General features: G+C 38.0%; 19 protein-coding genes. 7 read left to right on the forward strand and 12 right to left on the reverse strand.

Features of this window, described 5'->3' with window-relative positions:
- Positions 1-274: 274 nt before the first annotated feature.
- The 4 genes from ACI4WO_RS00635 to ymfI all read right to left on the reverse strand — a co-directional run bounded on the left by ACI4WO_RS00635 (position 275) and on the right by ymfI (position 4,129).
- Positions 275-670 (reverse strand): thioesterase family protein, encoded by a 396-nt coding sequence (locus ACI4WO_RS00635; protein ID WP_439805623.1) that lies wholly within the window; start codon positions 668-670, stop codon positions 275-277.
- Positions 671-749: 79 nt separating this feature from the next.
- Positions 750-2,585, reverse strand: a complete 1,836-nt coding sequence (locus tag ACI4WO_RS00640) for an LTA synthase family protein (RefSeq protein ID WP_439805624.1) — start codon at positions 2,583-2,585, stop codon at positions 750-752.
- A gap of 225 nt (positions 2,586-2,810) precedes the next feature.
- Positions 2,811-3,398, reverse strand: coding sequence for an HD domain-containing protein (locus ACI4WO_RS00645; protein WP_439805625.1), 588 nt, complete (start codon positions 3,396-3,398; stop codon positions 2,811-2,813).
- Positions 3,399-3,409: 11 nt separating this feature from the next.
- The gene (gene ymfI / locus ACI4WO_RS00650) at positions 3,410-4,129 is read right to left on the reverse strand and encodes an elongation factor P 5-aminopentanone reductase (RefSeq protein WP_439805640.1); all 720 of its coding nucleotides are present in this window, start codon (positions 4,127-4,129) and stop codon (positions 3,410-3,412) included.
- Between the two features lie 128 nt (positions 4,130-4,257).
- Here ymfI and ACI4WO_RS00655 point away from each other — a divergent pair, with 128 nt between their 5' ends.
- The 5 genes from ACI4WO_RS00655 (at position 4,258) to ACI4WO_RS00675 (ending at position 7,887) form a co-directional block, all read left to right on the forward strand.
- Positions 4,258-4,476 (forward strand): DUF896 domain-containing protein, encoded by a 219-nt coding sequence (locus ACI4WO_RS00655; RefSeq protein WP_439805626.1) that lies wholly within the window; start codon positions 4,258-4,260, stop codon positions 4,474-4,476.
- Complete coding sequence (locus tag ACI4WO_RS00660) at positions 4,473-4,715, forward strand: hypothetical protein (protein ID WP_439805627.1); 243 nt, start codon at positions 4,473-4,475, stop codon at positions 4,713-4,715. The genes ACI4WO_RS00655 and ACI4WO_RS00660 overlap by 4 nt, the downstream gene beginning before the upstream one ends.
- Positions 4,716-4,741: 26 nt before the next feature.
- Positions 4,742-6,355 carry a potassium/proton antiporter gene (locus ACI4WO_RS00665; protein WP_439805628.1) on the forward strand — a complete coding sequence of 538 codons (1,614 nt, stop codon included), beginning with the start codon at positions 4,742-4,744 and terminating at the stop codon, positions 6,353-6,355.
- Between the two features lie 326 nt (positions 6,356-6,681).
- The gene (locus tag ACI4WO_RS00670) at positions 6,682-7,284 is read left to right on the forward strand and encodes an SCP2 sterol-binding domain-containing protein (protein ID WP_439805629.1); all 603 of its coding nucleotides are present in this window, start codon (positions 6,682-6,684) and stop codon (positions 7,282-7,284) included.
- Between the two features lie 33 nt (positions 7,285-7,317).
- Entirely contained in the window at positions 7,318-7,887 is a 570-nt protein-coding gene (locus tag ACI4WO_RS00675) for a 4'-phosphopantetheinyl transferase family protein (protein ID WP_439805630.1), read from the forward strand.
- A 174-nt stretch (positions 7,888-8,061) separates the two neighbouring features.
- Here ACI4WO_RS00675 and ftsH read toward each other — a convergent pair whose 3' ends face one another.
- The 8 genes from ftsH to ACI4WO_RS00715 form a co-directional block, all read right to left on the reverse strand.
- Complete coding sequence (ftsH, locus tag ACI4WO_RS00680) at positions 8,062-10,038, reverse strand: ATP-dependent zinc metalloprotease FtsH (RefSeq protein WP_439805631.1); 1,977 nt, start codon at positions 10,036-10,038, stop codon at positions 8,062-8,064.
- Between the two features lie 499 nt (positions 10,039-10,537).
- A complete protein-coding gene (gene tilS / locus ACI4WO_RS00685; protein ID WP_439805632.1) occupies positions 10,538-11,839 on the reverse strand; it encodes a tRNA lysidine(34) synthetase TilS in 1,302 nt (433 codons plus the stop codon).
- Positions 11,840-13,186, reverse strand: coding sequence for a replicative DNA helicase (gene dnaB, locus ACI4WO_RS00690; RefSeq protein ID WP_439805633.1), 1,347 nt, complete (start codon positions 13,184-13,186; stop codon positions 11,840-11,842).
- A gap of 25 nt (positions 13,187-13,211) precedes the next feature.
- Positions 13,212-13,658, reverse strand: coding sequence for a 50S ribosomal protein L9 (gene rplI, locus ACI4WO_RS00695; protein WP_439805634.1), 447 nt, complete (start codon positions 13,656-13,658; stop codon positions 13,212-13,214).
- Between the two features lie 18 nt (positions 13,659-13,676).
- On the reverse strand, positions 13,677-15,626 hold the full coding sequence (locus tag ACI4WO_RS00700; protein ID WP_439805635.1) for a DHH family phosphoesterase: 1,950 nt from the start codon (positions 15,624-15,626) through the stop codon (positions 13,677-13,679).
- A 30-nt stretch (positions 15,627-15,656) separates the two neighbouring features.
- On the reverse strand, positions 15,657-17,357 hold the full coding sequence (locus ACI4WO_RS00705) for a ribonuclease J (RefSeq protein WP_439805641.1): 1,701 nt from the start codon (positions 17,355-17,357) through the stop codon (positions 15,657-15,659).
- Positions 17,358-17,973: 616 nt separating this feature from the next.
- Positions 17,974-19,095, reverse strand: coding sequence for a hypothetical protein (locus tag ACI4WO_RS00710; RefSeq protein WP_439805636.1), 1,122 nt, complete (start codon positions 19,093-19,095; stop codon positions 17,974-17,976).
- A gap of 70 nt (positions 19,096-19,165) precedes the next feature.
- Positions 19,166-20,485, reverse strand: coding sequence for an alanine/glycine:cation symporter family protein (locus ACI4WO_RS00715; RefSeq protein ID WP_439805637.1), 1,320 nt, complete (start codon positions 20,483-20,485; stop codon positions 19,166-19,168).
- 246 nt (positions 20,486-20,731) lie between these two features.
- Here ACI4WO_RS00715 and ACI4WO_RS00720 point away from each other — a divergent pair, with 246 nt between their 5' ends.
- Complete coding sequence (locus ACI4WO_RS00720) at positions 20,732-21,157, forward strand: PH domain-containing protein (RefSeq protein WP_439805638.1); 426 nt, start codon at positions 20,732-20,734, stop codon at positions 21,155-21,157.
- A gap of 16 nt (positions 21,158-21,173) precedes the next feature.
- Positions 21,174-21,701, forward strand: a 528-nt coding sequence (locus ACI4WO_RS00725; protein WP_439805639.1) for a PH domain-containing protein, incomplete at its 3' end; no start/stop codon positions are given.

The raw sequence follows: 21,701 nt of genomic DNA on the forward strand, positions 1-21,701 counted from the left end.
AACATTCAGCCTTTTTTATTTTCCATATTTATCCATTATAAATCAGAATTTTCAGTATTATATCCAAAACCCTGCTGGGGCAAACCTTTCTGAAGAAAGGTTTTTCCCCAGACCCTTTTCCAAAGACTTTTATTTATTTTTTATCAAAGGGGCATCGCACCTATGAGAAAAAATCAGGTGAAGTTTTAGGAAGGGAGTTTGAGGGATAACCCTTTTTCAAAAGGGTTTCCCTCAATAAGTTACGCATATAGCTGCTATGAATTCCGATTTATCTTTACAGAATATTTTTTGACTTTGCTTTATTTATAAATTTTTCGCTGAAAACCACAAAACGTTTATGAGTCCCTTCACCTATTAAGCCGGCTTCATCTTCTGCACTGACCTTAAAAGTAATTTCACGTCCGTTCACTTCGGTTACTTCGGCATACGCCTTTACATTCATTCCCTCCGGTGTAGCAGAAACATGGGTAATATCAAGCATTGTTCCCACCGTTGTTTCATCATTTTCCATGCATTCCGAAACAGCAGCTGCTGCCGCTTTTTCCATAAGTGCTGTCATCATCGGAGTTGCGAATACTTCCAGTGAACCGCTTCCTACAGTTACTGCAAGATTTTCCTTTGAAACCCTTGTTTCAGCACAAGCTTTCATTCCTGATTTTATTTCTTTCATCTTTACTTCCGCTTCCTTTCATAATGTTTATTTTTACAAAAATCAGGGAATGGCTTTTTTCCACTCCCTGACAATATTTTTATTGATCTGCTTCTTCAGCTGTTTTTCTCTGCTCTTCCGGAATGGCATTTGATGAAACAATATCACCCAGAATACGGTCATATGTCAGAATGTCAAGATCTTCATCTCTGCCGACAGTCGGATCATAGTTTGTAGAATAAACAGGCAGTGTTTCCATTTTATCCATCATCGCCTGAATAAAGCTGTCCCTGGGAGCATCGATAAGATCCATCAGAACATATGGTACATAGAATGTTGAAAATTCTTCATCCGGCATACTGCTGTAATCAAGATCATAATTACTCCAGATAATAAACGGCTGCTCATAAAGAACACTGCAGTTATTTCCATTCATTCCCAGCTGATCATAAACGCTGTTTTCTCCCTTTAAGGACGGATAATGATCTCCCACAATAAATACTACTGTAGGTTCATCAATTTCCTTGAGATCATTTATGAATGATTCAAAGTCCTCGCCTGTCTTGCCTATCCACTGCAAATAATTGCCCATTTCATCATCAGGATCTTCCCCCTGATCATAAGGCTGATGATTCTGCATTGTTGTGGTATGCAGGAAAAGCGGTTCGTCAGTATCTTCAATAAGCTTTTCGACCTGATTAAACACTGTCTTATCATCAATATATGTTCCATAGTAGCTTATCGGAACAGTCAGATCTTCGTCAAATATAAGCTGGTCAAAGCCAAAGTTTGAATAAACACGCTGTCTGCTGTAAAAACTTCCCATAAACGGATGAATATAAGCTGTTGAATAGCCCCAGCTTTTATAATATGAAGCTATTGTAGGCTGTGCTCTGTCAAGAAGCATTCTCTGCGGCATATTAGGATCATTTAAAGATCTGACCGGAAGTCCGAAATTAAGTTCAAATTCTGTTCTTACAGTCCAGCTTGCATAGGTAGGAACAATTGTTGTTCCTTTGTAGCCTTCGGCGGCAACTGCATCAAAGCCATCATAGGTATCACCGAAATCCAGATCCAGCTGGTCTTCAAATTGTCTGAAATCAGCCAGTGATTCAGACATGATCATAATAACATTAGGTTTTTCTTCTGAAAATCCGTTATCATTTTCCACATCAACATTCATCATTGCTTCGACAGTATCGTCATTATAATTTTCAGGCTCTTTGAGCTTATTGGCGAGATTTTCCGAAGCAGTCTGGCAGAAAAATGCCAGAAAACTATTATTTTCAAATTTTTCATTAAGCTTGAATGTATTGTCAGCTGCGGTAGTATCAACATCAAAGAGTGAGTAAACAGGCTTTGAAATTGCCGGAACAGTAACAACTGAAATACATGCAGCTATACAGCATATTGCCGGTGCAATTCTCTTTGACATTTTCATTTTCATTTTCGGGTTAAACCAGAATACAGCAGCAAAATATGCAACAACTATTAAAACATATGTAATCAGCATAGGAGTAATTTTTATATATGCAAAAGACGTAAGACTCTTAACGCTTTTTACAAGCTTCATATCGGTCAGTATAAGATGATTGCCGTTTGTATTATATTTGAATAATTCAGTAATACTCAGTGCCATATAAATAAACGACTGAATAAGAACTGCTATCCATCCTTTTTTAAACAAAAGCAGCAAGCCGTAAAAAATCAGCGATGCAATAAGTATGTTAAAAAGCATGACTGAAGGTCTTTCAGCTGCAAATATAATAAATTTAGACGGATATTTAGCCTGATTTATTTCTGCCATACATACTATAAACACAGGAAAAAGTATGGTAAGCAGCAGATTTGTCATTTTATACTTTGTAGAATTATCTTCTCTTTTATTATTGAAAATTTCGATGTGCTTTCTTACTGCCAAAAATTTCTCTTTCATTGTATCCCTCATTCTTTCTGAAAAATCAAATCTGACATACACTTAAATAACTTTAACTAATATATCACAACAAAATTTAAAGTTCAATAGAATTTTTCCATTTTACCGAAATATTTTCGTTTCTTCTACACCAAAGATAAATTTTACATGCAAATCACACAAAGTTTTGTTACTTTTAACAATGACCAAAAACAATCTGAAAATCCAAAAAGAAAAGCCGCACTGCTATTTTTGAAGCATACCCTTTTGAACTGCATCATCAATAATATTCATTATAAGATCATAAAGTTCCTCGGAACCGTCCTTTACGCACAAATTTCTCTCCCTGACCTGACTGCTTTTCACATTATGATTTTTCCATGAGATACCGCCCTTGGTGTAATTTAAAAGCAGCGGCTGAAGTCTGTCAAGAACAGAAGCGAACTTAGACTCAGGAGTATCCTGCCTTTCAAATTCAGTCCAGAGATTCATTATTTCCTTTCCCTGATCCTCCGGCAGAATGCCGAATATTCTGTCTGCCGCTTTCTGCTCCCTGTCCGCTTTGGTTTTATATCCCTCTTTGTCATAGCAATAGGTATCTCCGGCATCTATTTCAACAATATCATGCACAAGAACCATTTTAATAGTTTTCAGCACATCAATTTTTTCATTTGAATATTCCTCCAGCAAAAACGCAAGCATTGCCAGGTGCCAGCTGTGTTCAGCATCATTTTCCTGACGATCTTCATCTATTATCAGCGTCTGCCGGCGTATGCTTTTAAGCTTATCAATTTCAATTATAAAATCAATTTGTTTTTGAAGTCTGTCATTCATAAAAAAACCTCCTAAATTATAAATCCACCATTTACCCCGATAATCTGTCCAGTAATAAAATCACTCTTATCCGATGCCAGAAAGGAAACCGCTTCCGCTATATCCTCCGGCTTTCCGATTCTTCCAAGAGGTGTTTCTTCTGCAAGTTCAGCCATTGTTTCAGGACTGTGACACAAATTCATATCAGTTTCTATAACCCCCGGAGCAATACAGTTTACATTTATTCCGGAAGGTCCCACTTCCTTGGCAAGAGCTTTGGTAAACCCTATTACCGCCGCTTTGGACGCTGAATAATGCACCTCGCAGGACGCTCCTGTCTGTCCCCACATTGAGGAAATATTAATTATCTTTCCTCTTTTTTTATTTATCATAAAGGGCAGTACGGCTTTTGTACAATTAAAAGTCCCCTGTACATTTACATTCCACATATCCGAGGCTTGTTTTGGTGTTATATCTGTAAAAAGTCCGGTAACAGAAATCCCTGCATTATTTACCAGTACATCTATTCGCCCCGTTTGCTTTACAGCCGTTTCTATCATCTTTTCCGTATGGGCATAATCTGAAACATCAGCCTGTATGGCAATCCCGCCCGTTTCCTTTGCAATACTTTCCGCAGCTTCCCTGCTTTTTACATAATTGATAACCGGAATGAATCCATCTCTTGCCAGACTGTAAACTACAGCCCTGCCTATTCCTCTTGAGCCGCCTGTAATAACTGCTGTTTTCACTATTTTAAACTCCGCTTCATTTTATTTTATAAAATAATAATAGCACATTTCAGAAAAAATGCAAGGGTATATTGAATTTGTATTAAAAATATGGTATTATATACATATTATAATGTATAAAGGGGGATGTTATGGAACAGAAAAAAATTGACAGAATTAATTTTCTGGCACGAAAATCCCGTCAGGAAGAGCTTACCCCTGAAGAAAAATCAGAACAGGCAGCTCTAAGACAGGAATATCGTGACAGTTTTGTCAGAAGTCTTACCTCTCAGCTGGACAATACTTATATAGTTGAAAAGGATGGCTCAAAGCATAAAGTAACCAGAAAAAACGGAGGAAAAAAATCATGAGAAAAAGTGCTATGATACGTGCTGTATTATGTGTTTTAGTAATAATCATCGTAATTCTCGGATGGACTAATATCATACCGTCAACACCGGGTATTATTATTTCATCTGTTATGCTGTGCGTAATATCTGCATGGAATGGTATTGAAAACTTTCAGGACGGAAGAAAAAATATTGCTGTATTCAATTTTATAATGACAGCAATCATATTATTTTTGTGTATAGGAATATTAATACTTTAAAGCCACAGTTTCACAAGGAGGTATAAATGGCTCTTGCCCTTCTGATTTCATCAATTGTAATAATAATATGTGTTATATTCAACAGGATTTCAAACAAAATAGGCATTCCGGTTCTTATTGCATTCATTGGACTCGGAATGCTTTTTGGTTCGGACGGACTGCTTAAAATTCCTTTTGAAAACTATGATTTTGCTGAAAAAATCTGTTCTGCCGCTTTGATATTCATTATGTTTTACGGCGGTTTCGGAACCAACTGGAGCGAAGCCAGACCGGTTGCAGCAAAATCAATAATGCTCTCAACTCTGGGCGTTGCGGCTACTGCCGGTCTTACAGGCTTATTCTGCTTTTATATTCTGGGATTCCCTTTTCTTGAAAGCATGCTTGTAGGCTCAGTTATAAGCTCTACAGACGCTGCGTCCGTATTTTCAATACTTCGTTCAAAAAAACTCGGATTAAAGGAAAATACCGCTTCTCTGCTTGAAATTGAAAGCGGAAGTAATGACCCGTGTTCATACATGCTTACCGCTATAATTCTTTCCATTATGAAAGGCAACGCAAACGGCGGAGAAATAGTATATCTTATTTTCGCTCAGTTTGCCTATGGACTTATCTTTGGCTTTGCTATAGCCTTTGCCGCAAGATTTTTTCTTAGACGATTTAAATTTTCTACTGAGGGCTTTGATGCTGCATTCGTCCTTGCAATAGCAATACTTGCATATGCTTTGCCGTCAATCATTAACGGAAACGGATATTTAAGTACATACATAGTGGGCATAATTTTAGGAAACTCCGATATAAAAAACAAAAAATCCATGGTTCATTTTTTCGACGGACTTACCGGACTTATGCAGATGCTCATATTTTTCCTTCTGGGACTGCTGTCCCTGCCTTCATCACTGCCAAAGGTTTTCCCACAGGCACTGGCAATATCACTTTTTTTAATGCTGATTGCAAGACCTCTTGTTGTTTTTGGAATACTTACTCCAATGAAATGCAGTGTAAAACAACAGCTTCTTGTGTCATGGTCAGGACTGCGAGGTGCAGCTTCGATAGTTTTTGCAATAATGGCTGTTGTTACAGAGGACAGTCTGACTCATGATATTTTTCACATAGTTTTCTGTATTGTACTTATCTCCATTACAGTTCAGGGTTCTCTTATACCATTCATGGCAAAAGTATTCGGAATGACAGATGACAGTTCAGATGTACTCAAAACCTTCAACGACTATGTTGAAGAACTGGACATTCAGTTTATCAAACTTACAATAAAGGGAGATCATCCATGGAAAGATAAAAGAATCCGTGAGCTTTCCATTCCGTGGGATCTGCTTTTCGTACTTATAATACGCGGTGATAAAAGCATAATTCCAAACGGCAAAACAAAAATCAAAGACGGTGATATTGTTGTTGTAAGTGCACAGGAATATCACGGAACAGATGATATACAGTTTATAGAATACAAAATCACCCATTCGAGCAACTGGATCGGAAAAAACATTTCGGATTTTGCAGCTGTTTCAAAAAATCTTGTTATACTTATTAAAAGAGGTTCCGGAGTTGTTATTCCAAGAGGTCCTACACCTATTATGGAAAATGATATTCTGGTTCTTCATGCTCCGGAAGAAATTAAAATTACATAGCATTTACAATAAAAAATGGTGTATTTCACAAAAAAGGGAATAATTATTCGTCAAATTGCACAAACAAAAATAACGGCAAAATAACCAGTATTTTATTTCAAAAACTTTTTGATTTGTTGAATTTCTATTTTAAATCAAGAATTTACGTTATTTTTTTGCAATTTTAAGAAAAAATTGACGTTTTTTGGTGTTGAAGGATAAAAAAAAATCTACATATCGTCAATTGACTTTCCGGTGAAATTTGTGTTATAAATATTATATGAGAATGTAAACTATAAAACTATAAGCGAAATTATTATATTTATGTGTAATTCAGGAGGATAATTATGACTTTTCATGAAATCGTTGATAAGGTAAAAAAGGAATTCGGTTCTGCCGATGTAAGTAACTATGAAGATCATCTTGCTATTCAGATAAATGTTACAGGTGAAGGCAGCGGTATTTTTTATGTTGAAATTAATGACGGCAAACTTGCTGTTGAACCATACAGCTATGATGATAACAATGCTGTGTTTACAGCTTCTGGCGATGATATTATTGATATCCTGTCAGGCAACTTAAGTGAACAGGAAGCTTATGAATCCGGAAAGCTTTTAATTTCCGGTGATATGGCAAAAGCATTTTCAATTCAGCCTGTTATTGAAAACAATAAAAAATCAGCAAAAACTTCAAGAAAAAAAGCTGCTCCAAAGACAGCAGCTGTAAAAGAAGAAATAAAGGAAGAAGTTAAAAAAACAGCAGCCGCAGTTAAGAGTGCCGCTAAAACAGCCGCTAAAGCAACTACAAAAGCAGCAGCAAAAACAACTGCAAAGGCAACTGCTGCAGTAGCTTCAAAGGCTGAATCAAAAACTGCTTCCAAAACAGTAAAAGAATCAACAACAAAGCCTTCAGCTGCAAAAACAACTAAATCAGTATCTAAAAAAGGCTGATAAATGCTTAAATTTGTCAGGCGGTCACCTGATTTGGACAATGGCAAAGCAGACCATAAAAAACGCCTTCATAATGCAATTTATGATGTGCTGAAAAATCAATTGAGCGAATTTGGTATTGCTTACAATGATGATACAGTAGGTTTCAATAAATACGGTAAGCCGTATTTGAAAAACTCGGATTTGTATTTTAATATAAGTCACTGTACCGGTCTTGCTGTTTGTTCAATTGAAAGCTGTGAAACCGGAGTTGACGTTGAATTTATCAGAAATTATCCTCCCAGAGTTTTGAACCGTTCGTTTTCTCTGGGAGAAATAGATGCCGTTAAAAATTCTGCCAGACCTGATGAAACTTTTTTCAGACTGTGGACTCTTAAGGAAAGTTTTGTAAAGGCTTTGGGAATTGGAATATCCTATTCCCTTAAAAGTGCTGAATTTTATTTTGACGGTGATAGTATACAGGCATCAGGCTGTGACGGATATTCATTTATGCAATATATAATAAATGATACCTTTGTTTGCTCTTTATGCCTGAAAAAGCAGGGCAAAAGCAAAACTGAAAAAATCTGTGAAAACAGCAGTTTTTTTACCTTGAATTATTAAACTTTGACATAATCATTGGTCTTAACGGGCCTTTAAACGCGAATATCAGTCGTGTATTGTGATCCCTCTCTCAGCACCGCTTCAAGCGGTGCTACTTTTTTATACTGTCTCATTGAAAGTATTATGAAACACACAAAAAAACGGAGCTTTCCTAAAAAGCCCCGTTTTTTCATTTTATTCTTTTGTTTCCGGAGAATCCGCCGTATCATTTGTTGAAGATATTTCAGGATTTTCAGGCTCTGGAAGAATTTCAGAATTATCCTGAGTTTCCTCTGGTGTATTCTCTAAAACACTGGAATCCATTTCACCCTTCATGAGAGCTTCAAAATCCTTGTCATCAATCTTTTCATATTTCATAAGATACTTTGCAAGGAAATGCAGCTGATCAATATGTTCTTCAAGAATATCCTTACTGCGCTGATATCCATCTTCAATGATTTCTCTCATTTCAGCATCAATTTCTGCCGCAACATTTTCAGAATAATCTCTGCCGCTGCTGAAATCTCTGCCAAGGAAAACCTCGCCTTGATCATGGCCGTAAACCATAGGACCCAGCTTATCGCTGAAACCATATCGAGTAACCATATTTCTGGCAATCGACGTTGCACGCTCAATATCGTTTGAAGCACCTGTTGATATATCATCAAGTATAAGTTTTTCGGCAACACGTCCGCCCAGAAGGGTTACAATATTTTCACGCATCTCAGTTCTGCTTACATATGACTTATCGTGTTCCGGCAGAGACATTGTATAGCCTCCTGCCATACCTCGCGGTATTATTGAAACCTGATGAACCTTATCCTGTGAAGGACAATAATATGTGCAGACTGCATGACCTGCTTCATGATACGATGTAAGCTTCTTTTCACGTTCAGTAACAACACGGGATTTCTTTTCAGGACCTGCCACAACCTTAATTGTAGCTTCCTCGATATCCTCTTTGGTAATAGCTTTTCTGTTGGCTCTTGCCGCAAGCAATGAAGCTTCATTTACCAGATTTTCCAGATCAGCTCCTGTAAATCCGGCTGTGGTTTGGGCTATTGTCTTAAGATTTACATCCGGTCCCAGAGGCTTGTTTCTTGTATGAACCTTAAGAATTTCCTCACGTCCCTTAATATCCGGATAGCTTACCACAATCTGTCTGTCAAAACGTCCCGGTCTTAAAAGTGCCGGATCAAGAATATCACGGCGGTTTGTTGCTGCAATAACAATAACACTCTCATTGCCAGTAAATCCATCCATTTCAACAAGCAGCTGGTTCAGTGTCTGTTCACGCTCGTCATGTCCGCCGCCGAGACCTGTACCTCTCTGACGTCCCACAGCGTCAATTTCATCTATGAAGATAATAGAAGGTGCATTTTTCTTTGCCTGTTCAAAAAGATCACGGACTCTCGAAGCACCCACACCTACGAACATTTCAACGAAATCAGAACCGGAAATCGGGAAAAACGGACAGCCTGCTTCACCGGCAACTGCCTTTGCAAGAAGGGTTTTACCGGTACCCGGAGGACCGAGAAGTAAAACGCCTTTAGGAATTCTTGCACCGATTTCCGCATACTTTTTAGGATTTTTAAGGAAATCAACGATTTCTTCCATTTCATGTTTTTCTTCATCTGCACCTGCCACATCTGCAAATGTTACCTTTTTTCCGCCGCTGCTAGCCTGATTTTTAATATTTGCCTTTCCGAAAGCGGAATATTTTCCTCCGCCTCCAGTCTGTTTCATCATAAAGAAAAACAGAACCACACCCATTACCAGAAGCAGGATTGTCGGAATTACTGAAATAATCCATGAACTATCCTTTATTTTCTTGTAATCCTGTTCAAGAGGTGCATCCGGATGTCTTTTATTATATTCTGTTCTGTAATCATTTTCATCTGAATCAGTATCATCAAGGAAAATACTTACATTAGGAACCTCATAGGTTCTTGGCTTGTCTTCACCTTCCAGAGTATATTCCAGTTCACCAGTACCCAGATCAAGTGTATAAGACTTTACCTTATATTCATCAAAATAGGAAATCACTTCAGAATACTGTGTTTTCTTAGTCGACTCAGTCAGTCTGGGAAAAATCAGCATAAATGCAATAATAAGAGCTGCTGCTACTGCAATATAAGCCGCAATGCCTTTGTTGTTTCTGTTAGATGCCAATAATAAATTCACTCCATTCTTTTGTCTGTGACAATACCGCACAGGAATTATGTGCAAGCCGTCAGGCGTGTACGGTGCTGCCCCTATGTACTTATTCATAAATGCCTGTAAAAGGCAAATTTCTGTACTGTTCAGCCAAATCCATTCCATAGCCTGCCACAAATATATCAGAAATTATAAATCTTTAGCAATCTCATATGCAAGGCTTGTCCAAAAGAGTACAGATTTTAAGGGACTCAGGGGATCTGTGTCCCAGAATTTTTTCAAATGATAAAGAGTCAGACCCATCCCAAAAAGATATTCCAGATAATAAGAACATGTCTGCATTTACATTTGCGGAAAGATCCTTCAGAATTCTTATTTCTCCGGAACTTACCGTATTACTATTATAACTTGAAACAGTCATAAAGTCAATTTCATAGGGAATATTTATTTCTATTACAATATCTGCAAAAAATAAATGAACCCCGGGACCTTTTTTATTTGCTGCATTGGCAGTTCATATCACATCCTCTGTTTTCACGGATAAAATCCGAGTAGTTTCCCCAGTTACTTTTACCCTGTCTGCAACGCCGAAAGTTTCAGCGTATATAAGTCCCTCGTCATCTGCAAGAAAATGTATAGTGCTTCGCCTGTCTGACGGGATATTTTCATTTAAAAGCTTTTTCACAGAAGATGTAAAGCTCCTGCCGGAAAGCCTTATTTTGTCCCCGTATCTGCGGTTTCTCAAAACGATATGCCCGTGAACCTTGTCAAGGTCTATCAATGCTTCGCCGCAGTTATTTTCCTCAGCAATCAGAACTCTGCCTTCAAAGATGGAATTCCAACCAGGCTTTAAAGGAACCTGAACATCTTCGGGTTTTTCCCGTTCATGTTCAACAGATATAACCCCATTTTTGCAGGTTATATAAATTCCTTTTTTTATATTAATCTTTCCGTCATTTTCAGAAAGATTGCTGACTTCATTAATTTTTTCATAACTTTCAGGAATATCATTTGATTTCAAAAATCTTGCTGTCATTCTTCTGCGTATTGCCTTTGGAAATTTATCTGCATCCACAAGGCGTCCGTTTTTTAAGCAATCATCATACGCTTTGTCTGAAGTCTTTGAAATAAATTCATTTTCCTCCCTGAAAATATCTGTTTCAGCGGCAAATGTTTTGTAAAATCCGCTGTTTATCTCCAGAATCTCCGGAATTATCTTATGCCTTATTCTGTTTCTGGTATAATCGTCCGAAAGATTTGTAGAATCTGTAACATAATCCTGATTTTTTTCTTTTAAATATTCTTCAACCTGCTGTCTTGTAATATCAATAAGAGGTCTTATAATACTCCCCCTTACCGGAGGAATACCGCATAACCCTTTAAGTCCGGTACCTCTTATAAGATTCAGCAGCATTGTTTCTGCATTATCAGAAGCCGTATGAGCTGTAGCTATTTTATCACTGTCAAGAAGATGCTCTGCGAAATATGAATATCTTATATCCCTTGCCGCTTCCTCAATGGACTTTCCCCATTCCTTTGCATGTTTTGGAACATCACTACGGTTAATGGTAAGCGGTATTTCAAGCTTTTTGCAAAGATCCCGGCAGAACTGCTCGTCCCTGTCGCTTTCTGCACCTCTTATGCAATGATTTATGTGAATTGCGTCAACAGTAAATCCCATAGGTTCAGACAGTTCTTTTAAAGCAAGCAAAAGGCAGACGCTGTCAGCACCACCGGAAAGAGCCGCTGTAACATTATCGCCCTTATTAATCATACTGTATGTCCGGATCGTTTCAATTATTCTGTCTGTCAACATTTACCCCTCCGGCGGAGAATCAAAATCAGCATTTGAAAATCGTGTAAACTGACCGTCCCAGATAAGCTTTACTGTTCCCGTGTCACCATGACGGTTTTTCGCCACAATACATTCAGAAACATTCGGCTCTGTACTTTCCTTATTATAATATGCGTCCCTGTAAAGAAACATAACAATATCGGCGTCCTGTTCGATTGAACCGGATTCTCTCAGGTCTGAAAGAAGCGGTCTTTTATCCGGACGGCTTTCGACTCCACGGTTAAGCTGAGAAAGCAGTATTACGGGAACGTCCATTTCCTTTGCCATGATTTTTAAGTTTCTGGTGATTTCAGAAATTCTCAGAACCTGATTTTCCGATTTTATAGTAGAACCCAGAAGCTGTAAATAGTCGATTACCACAAGTCCCAGATTTTTCACTCGTCTGAGCTTGGCTTTTATCTGCTGAACAGTTGTTCCGGCAGTATCATCAAGATAAATCGGAAGTCCGCAAAGCACATCCGCACTTGATGCAAGCCTTACCCAGTCATTATCCGACAAAAATCCGCTTCTGAGTTTATTTGAGTCAACCAGTGCTTCCGTAGAAAGCATTCTGGTAGCAAGCTGTTCCTTTGACATTTCCAGTGAAAATACTGTAACATCTTTATTTGAATGTCTTGCAACATTCGTTGCAATATTCAGAGCAAAAGAAGTTTTACCCATACCGGGACGTGCGGCAAGTATAATAAGGTCTGACTTATTAAGACCTGTCGTTATTGTATCAAGAAGAGTATACCCGGTTTTAGCACCCAGATATTTTTCTTTATCAGGACCTGAAATTTTCTGAAGTCTGTCCCACGATTCAAAAACCACATCACTGATAGGTGTAAGTCCCTTAACGTCCTTGCCCTGACGGATATCGAATATTTTCTGCTCGGCAGAGTCCAGAAGCACCTGTGCAGAGCTTTGCCCCATAGATATTTCATGAAGAAGCTCTCTTGCCACCAGTGCCAGACTTCTTATATAGTATTTCTCAGCAACAATCTGACAATAGCTGTCAACATTATCCACTGACGGAACCATGTTAACTAAAGCACCGAGATAATTTCTTCCTTCCTGAGCAGAATCAAAAATATTTTCCTTTACAGATTCATTTAAAACCGTAATAATATCCGCTTTGATTCCGGAAGTAAACATTCTCAGCATTATATTAAAAAGTGCACGGTGCTGCTCATTATAAAAGCTTTCCGGTTTAACTTTTTCCAGTACAGTTGAAATAACCGACTGGTCTATGAGTATAGCGCCTAATATTGTCTGTTCCGCTTCAAGGCTGTAAGGCATTTCCTTATCGGAAAAATCTGCATAATCCATTTAAATTTTTATTCTCCGTTTCTGATCAGCCTTCTGTAACATCAATAGTAACCTTTGCAGTCACTCCATTGTAAAGTTTTATTTCAGCCTCATAAGTACCAAAATTCTTTATTTCTGTTTTAAGAGATATTTTCTTTTTATCAATTTTTCTGCCAAACTGTTTTTCAATTAAATCAGCAATATTTCCAGTTGTAACAGAGCCGAACAGTCTGCCGTTTGATCCAGCATTAGCAACAGCCTTAACTGTTTTTCCGTTTATAACTGACGCAATTTCTTCAGCAGTCTGTTTTTCAACATCCTTTTTATGCTGAGCTGACGCCTTCTGACCATCCAGAAGATTCATATTTTTTGCAGTTGCTTCAACGGCAAGTCCCTTGCCTATAAGAAAATTTCTGGCATATCCGTCGGAAACGTTTTTTACTTCTCCTTTTTTTCCCGAACCTTTAACATCCTGTAAAAAAATAACCTTCATTGTTTTATCCTTTCTGTATCAATCACTTTTTATTGCCTTTATCAGCATTTCCTTTGCCTTATCAAAGGAAGTATTCTCAAGCTGAACCGCCGCCATTGTCTGGTGACCGCCTCCGCCCAGTTTTTCCATTATTATCTGTACGTTCATAACACCCAGCGACCTGGCAGAAATATTCGTAACGTCTCCGGTTTTGTAAATAACAAAAGAAGCGTCGACATTTTCAATCCCCAGAAGCTCGTCTGCCGCCTGAGGAGCAATGATCCTGATATCGTCAGACTGAGTATGTGCCACAGCAACAGCGCATTTATCAATGATCTCTGCACATGATATAAGCTCTGCTTTTTTTCTGTAGGCTTCTATAGAGCTTGTAAACAAACTTTTTACCTTAACAGTATCAGCACCGCTTTTTCTCAGATAAGCCGCAGCCTCAAAGGTTCTGACGCCTGTTTTCATAACAAAATTTTTCGTATCAAGCATAATTCCCGCAAGAAGTGCCTCTGCAAGAATCTGAGGGATTACACTTACATTTTTAAAATACTGAATTATTTCTGTAACCATTTCAGATGCTGAAGAAGCATAAGGCTCATGATAGAATATAACTGCATCGTCAATAAAATTCACAGACTTTCTGTGGTGATCTATAACAATTTTCTGTGATGCCGCCTTATAGATATTCTGACTTTCAACAAGTTCTCCGTTATGGGTATCCACAATTATTAGCAGACTATTGTCTGTAAACTTGTTTTCTGCTTCCTCCGGGGAAATAATAAGATCCGAATATTCCTCCTGAACTCTGCTTATCAATGAACCGGAAAGATTCTTTTCAAAATCAACTACAAAATAAGCGTCTGCACCGGTCATTCTTATGGCACCTGCCAGACCGACTCCGGAGCCCACAGCATCAAGATCTGCAAATCTGTGTCCCATTATAAACACTTCGTCACTGTTATGTATAACTTCCTGAACCGCATTTGAAATAATACGGGATTTTGCCCTGGATTTTTTTTCAACGCCCTTGGCAACGCCGCCGTAAAATTTAAATCCGTTTTCAGTTTTAACTGCCGCCTGATCCCCACCTCTTCCAAGGCACATATCAAGAGCCTGTTTTGCAAAGGTTTCGCTTTCCTCAAGTGTGGAAGCACCTCTTCCGACGCCGATTGAAAGGGTTATAATATTGCTTCTGCCACCTATGGTAATATTTCTTGCATTGTCAAGAATACTGAATTTTGCATTTATGATTTCACATAAATGCTGTTCTTCAATTACTGCAATAAATTTATCATGACTGAGTTTTCTTAAAACGCCTGTGGTTTTTGCCATGAATTCTTCCAGAAGAGTTTCTGTTGCCGCAGCAACCTGTGCCTTTTCGCTTTCCTTGAAATTCTGCATTACGTCTTCGTAATTGTCTATTACCAGGAGCATAACCGACGGGCGTGTTCTTTTATATTTATTAAAAAGCTCTGCAAATTCTGATATATCCGTAAAATTCAGATAAACCATTCTCACATCATTTTTGTCAACAGGAATTGCGGAAACCTTATATATTCTTCCGTTATATTCAGTTTTGCTGATACCGTCAGTCATAAGCTCTTTTACGTCCAGACAAAGAGCTTTGATAATATCTGTTCCAAAAATTTCATGATCCTCAATGAGCTGACTGTCAAATTCTCTGTTGCACCATAAAACGATAAAATTCTCGTTTACAATAACTGCCGGAGTTTCAGAATAATACATTATCTCATTTTCAGCCATTCCCACTGATTCATTAAGCTTTGCAATAAACTTTATTGAATTTCTCTGGGACATTATTATTTCAGTAATTAAAGCAACTGAAAAGACTACAGAAGGAATCAAAGCGATGATGAACCGCCGAATACTGTATTCCTGAAGCATAACAGCAGATAAAATACTTGAAGCCATAAGCAGCAGTGCCGCTATAATAAAACTGTAAGGAACTCTTTTCTTCAACAGATTCACCTCGCCTTGAAAAATTTAAAATCAGACTTCCATAATAATCGGAAGTATCATAGGACTGCGCTTTGTCTTTTCATATATATAATCTGAAAGTGCGTCACGCATGCGTGTTTTTATTGCATTCCATTCTCTGAAATCCTGAACAGTACAGGAATCCAGGGTATTGCACATAAGATTTTTTGCATTGTCAATAAGTTCTTCAGATTCCCTGACATAAACAAATCCTCTTGAAATAATATCAGGTCCTGAAACCACTGTATTTGAAGCCTTTTCGATTCCCACAACAACAATAATAAGTCCATCCTGAGCCAGATGCTTTCTGTCACGGAGTACTATAGAGCCTACATCGCCCACTCCCAGTCCGTCAACCAGAACACGTCCTGACGGAACCTGAGAAACGATATTCATTTTTGTTCCGTCTGTTTCGATTACATTTCCTATTTCCGCAATTATAACGTTTTCCTTTGGCATTCCCAGAGAGATTGCAAGCTCTGCATGTTTTTTTAGATGCTTGTATTCTCCGTGAACTGGAATAAAGAATTTAGGCTTTGTAAGTGCCTGAATAAGCTTAAGCTCTTCCTGACAGGCATGTCCTGAAACGTGCACTTCATACATTGCTTCATAAACCACCTCAGCTCCGGACTTCATAAGCTCATTTACAACCTTTGTAACGAACTTTTCATTTCCCGGAATAGGCGTTGCAGAAATAATAATAAAGTCCATAGGCGTGATATTTACCTTTTTATGGTCATTCATCGCCATTCTGGTAAGAGCTGACATAGGCTCTCCCTGACTTCCCGTTGTAATCAGAACTATTTCAGAATCATCATAACGGTTCATGGCATCAATATCAATCAGTATGCCTTTCGGCACTGAAAGATATCCCAGCTCTATTGCAGTTGTTATGACGTTTACCATACTTCTGCCGAAAACCGCAACCTTTCTGCCATATCTTTCAGCACAGTTTATGATCTGCTGAATTCTGTGTATATTTGAGGAGAATGTTGCGATTATGACTCTTTTTCCCTCAGCCTTTGAAAAAAGCTTTTCAAAGGATTCCCCGACTTTTCTCTCAGACTGGGTATATCCCGGACGTTCAGCATTGGTAGAATCAGCCATCAGTGCCAGAACGCCTCTGCTTCCCAGTTCCCCGAAACGGGTAAGGTCGATAATTCCGCTGTTTATAGGGCTGAAATCAATTTTAAAGTCGCCTGTATGGACAATTACTCCTGCCGGAGTATGAATAGCCATTCCCACAGCATCAGGAATAGAATGGTTTACTCTTATAAATTCAACTGCCATACAGCCCATCTTGACTGTTTTTCTCGGTGAAGTTACATTAAGGCTAACCTTTCCCTCAAGTCCGTGTTCTCTGAGTTTACCCTCAACAAGACCTAAAGTAAGCTTTGTTCCGTAAACCGGGACATTTACTTTTTTAAGAAGATAAGCAAGTCCTCCTATATGGTCCTCATGACCATGAGTAAGAACAATGCCACGAAGTTTTTCCTTATTTTTTTCAACATAGGTAAAATCCGGGATTACTATATCTACACCCGGCATTTCGCTGTCCGGAAACGCAAGACCGCAGTCAATTATAAACATATCGTTTGAACATTCAATAACGGTCATATTCTTTCCGATCTCATTAAGTCCGCCTAACGGTATAATTTTTACAGGAGTACGCCTTTGCTCCCTCTTAGGTTTCGGAGCAGTCTCCTGCTTTATGGCAGAAACTGCCTGTAAAGGTCTTTTCTGTCCCTTTGAGCGATAAAAATCACTTCTTCTGAAATCTCTTCTCTTCTCCTGCGGTAATTTTGTCTGATTATTTTCCACTATATAACCTCGCTTTTCTTTTTCCGGTTATTGATTCAATAATTATTTTATTTTTTCTGTTAGGAAGATTAATTAAAACTATAATTAAATATCACCCGTATTACAGGGTTTAAAGTAAATTAATGCTATCATGGCTTGGAAAAAATAAATAATGAAACTCAAAAAATATCTTCTCCGCATATTTTAGAGCTGCGGAATTTTCAAGTATGTTTCAGTATCCCGGATTTTTTATGTATTATTTTTACGCTTTGCAAAGCGTTCAGGTCTTAAGACGATCCGGACCTGTTTTAAAGCAATGCCGCCTGCTAACCCCTGAACAGGATCATATACGGGACTGCCTTTATATTTAAGGCATTAGAATATGCCATAAAATCTTTATGTTTGACGCCGGAATAACCTGTTTGCAGCATTATTCCGGCGGCAATGGAAACGGTTCATACAAATATACATACTAATTATACGCAACTTGCACAAAATTGTCAAGGAAATTTTGCACTAATTAATATGTTTAAAACTCATCATTTTTTAACTTTTCTTCAATTCTGCCGCATAATTCAGCTGCCGTCTCCATAGAACGGCTTTCTATCTGCACCCAGAGTCCCTTTCCCGATGAAGACGGCTGCATTACAACACGGTTTTCATTTTTGGCAAAGGTTGTCCCTCCGGGAGTACTGCTGCCTTCCCAGTGATTTAAAATTCCTTCTACTCTGTCCTTATCAAGCTCTATAAATTTCTTTGTAACATAAAAATCCGGCACCATAGATGGTACATCTTTAAGGCGTACGCCTTTTCTGGTTATAATATCTATAAATCTGAGTGCTAAAAAAAGTCCGTCCAGAGTAAAATTCTGTTCTCTTGCAAGCTTCCTTCCACGATCGTCTGAATATCCGTCAGAGCATGAAAAATACCGGTGAACCTTACAGCCGTATTTTGCAGCAAAATTATCGGCAGAAAACGGAAATTCAAAAGGCAGTCCCACATCCTTGCCGTTTTCAAATAAATCCATACAGCATATGAATATCAGCTTTTCATAAGACAAAAATCCGCAGCTTTCCGCATAAACTGATGCTTTTGTACCGTCTGAGCTTAACTGTATTACCAGTTCTTCCCCATCGTTTTCCGGAAAATGAAGCTTGTTTGTTCCTGGTGTACGGCTGAGCTTTATTGAATAAGGACATTCTTTAGAAATCAGTCCTTCTATATGCTGCTTGTAAACCTCTCTGAATCCCTGTCCGTCAGTAATTGTTCCCTCATCAGAAAAAATTTCCGGCATGCTTCTTTCTTTCAAAGCTTCATTTATAAAATGATTTGCCTCACAGTCCAATGGAAGTCCGCCTTTTGCTCTCACTTCAATTTTCATCAGAGGTTCTTCCTTGATATAAAGACATAAATCGCAGCCTGTAAGACGTGATGCAAAAAAAAGTTCCGTTTCCATGCATTTTCCCAGAAGTATAACATCTGATCCGGAAGATATTATTCCGGAACACAGTGCCATCTCCGCTGCTCTTGACTGTCCGTTTCTGCCGACAGCTATTCTTTTGGAATATCCGGCAGCTGCTGCCCCTGTAAAAATTGCCTCTTCAGGAGAGGACGTTCCTATTATTTTGTTTTCCTGCAATACTGCTTTCATTTTTACTTTCCCCTTTCAAATGGTTTCACAATAGATTTCCTATGTAATTATTGTCTTTATAAAGTCAGTTTTATTCACCTTTTACATTTTTTCTTAAAATTATAAGTCCGGCAAGATTCGGGATTGCCATAAGACCATTAAAAATATCAGAAACAGTCCAGACAGCTTTAAGCTCTGCCGCCGCACCAATTATAACAGAAAATATGAAAATAAATTTATAAAACGGTATTCCGGAATTTCCGAAAAGATATCTGACAGAACATTCTCCGCAGTAAAACCAGCTTATAAGCGTTGCAAATGCAAAAAGTGATACAGACACTGAAATGAAAACCGGCGCAAAATCACCCATTACTGTCCTGAATGCTTCTGTTACAAGCGGTACGCCATCCTTTCCGGAGCTTACAGCTCCGCTTGTAAGTATCGCAAGAGCTGTCAGAGTACAGCATATAATCGTATCAATAAAAACCTCTGACACTGCCCATAATCCCTGCTTATGGGGGTCAGTATTGTCTGATGCGGAATGCAGCAGAGCCGAGCTTCCCAATCCGGCTTCGTTAGAAAAAACTCCTCTGCGAAGACCTGTGTTAATACTCTTTTTTAAAATTGCTCCGCAGATTCCTCCTCCGGCAGCCCGTATTCCAAATGCATCTGTAAAAATAAGTCTGAAAGTCTCAGGTATATTTACACTGTTTTTTATAATTATTATTACTGCACCTATAATATATACTCCCGACAGCACCGGTATCAGATACTGGGAAGCTTTTCCGATTCGCTTTATTCCTCCTGAAATGATAATAAGCGTCAAAACTGCTGCAATAATGCCAGTAAGCTTTACAGGTATTCCGAATGAATCATTTAATGAGGTGGAAATAGAATTTACCTGAGTCATATTTCCCATACCCAATGATGCCAATGCACAGAATGCTGCAAACAAAACTGCAAGATATTTTTTTCCTGCTCCGTTTTCAAGGTATGCCATAGGCCCTCCTGCCCAGCAGCCGTCATGCTTTCGGCGGAAAACTGTCCCAAGATAATTTTCAGCATAAACCAGTGCCATTCCTAAAAATGCAGAAATCCACATCCAGAATACTGCTCCCGGACCGCCTATTGTAATAGCAGTTGCTACCCCGGCTATATTTCCTGTTCCCATAGTTGCCGCAAGAGCTGTGGAAAGTGCCTGAAACTGTGAGATACTATTCTTATCTGTAGTTTTTACTGCAGATTTATCCCTGAAAAGCAAAAAAATTGTATTTTTAAAAATATATTTAATTTTAAAAAACTGAAAAAATTTAAGTTTTATGCTAAAAAACAGGCCTGTACCCAACAGAAAAATCAGAAGAAAATCACTCCATACAAAATTATTTATTTTTTCAAGTAAAGATTCAGACATTTTTTGCACCTCAATATTGAATTCACCATCTGTTTTATGATATAATAAGTTACAAACTACTTATTATATTTTATTTTAATGCCCTGCAAAAACTCAAAGAAAGCTTCGCTTCCTTCATATCGGGCAATTATATCATAAAATGTAAAATGTTTGCATCAGCATTTTTTGACATCTGCTGAATGACATATCCGGGATTTTTCGATATATAATATATTAACCGGAAATTAATGCGAAAAGAGGGGAAACATGAAACATTATTACGCTGATAAAACTTGTCTTAATATTCTTAAATTTCTGATACTTGTTCTTACCTTTATACTTCTTGCCTTAACTGCGTATTTTCTTTCTTTTATACCAATAGTTATGATTACTCTCTGCATTATATTCTTTGCAGTCGGCTTTTTCCTGGCACTTATTTATCTTCCTGTGTATTTTAAAAATTTAAACTACTATGTTTCAGATGATAAAATAATTAAAGAAAGCGGATTTTATTTCCGTAAAAAGCAGATTATCCGATTAAATAAAATTCAGTTTACAACTTCTGTTTCAACTCCGTTTTCAAGACTTACAGGACTGAATTTTATAATTCTTTATGCTTACGGCGGAATTATGACCGTCATGTTTTTAAGCGACCGTGATTTTGCGGAACTGACCTACAATTTACGATTCTGAAGAAAGGAAATCTGCCATGTATCATGAACATCCGCTGAAAATAATAAAAAATGCAGCCAAAAATATATGGCTGCTTATATTTCCACTGCTCAGAGGAATCAGAACCTTTTCCATTGATTTCAATACCTTTTACACATGGCTCAAAGGTGCATGGTTTGATTTACTGGTTATTCTTTTTATTATCGGTTTTGGTTATTTCCGATGGCTGTTTACATGGTTTAGGTTTGAAAATGACAGTGTTAGTCTTATAAGCGGAATTTTTGTTAACCGTGAAACTATTATTCCATATAAAAATATTTCTGCCACTACCGCCGAACACAGCTTCTATCTCAGACCGTTCAAGGCTGCAAAGGTCAGTATTGATACCTGTGCCGGAACTTTCGGAACCTCAGATATGTCTTTGCTTGTACGGCGTGAAGATTTAAAAACGCTTCAGAAAAAGCTTCCCAAAATGAATACTGAAAGTAAAAAGACATTTGAAGTAAAACCCAAATGGTTTACTATTGTGTTTTTCTCATTTGTATTTTCAAGCAGTCTTTCTGGA

Origin of the sequence: Porcipelethomonas sp. (assembly GCF_051893655.1) — a bacterium.
Taxonomy (GTDB): Bacteria; Bacillota; Clostridia; order Oscillospirales; family Ruminococcaceae; genus Porcipelethomonas.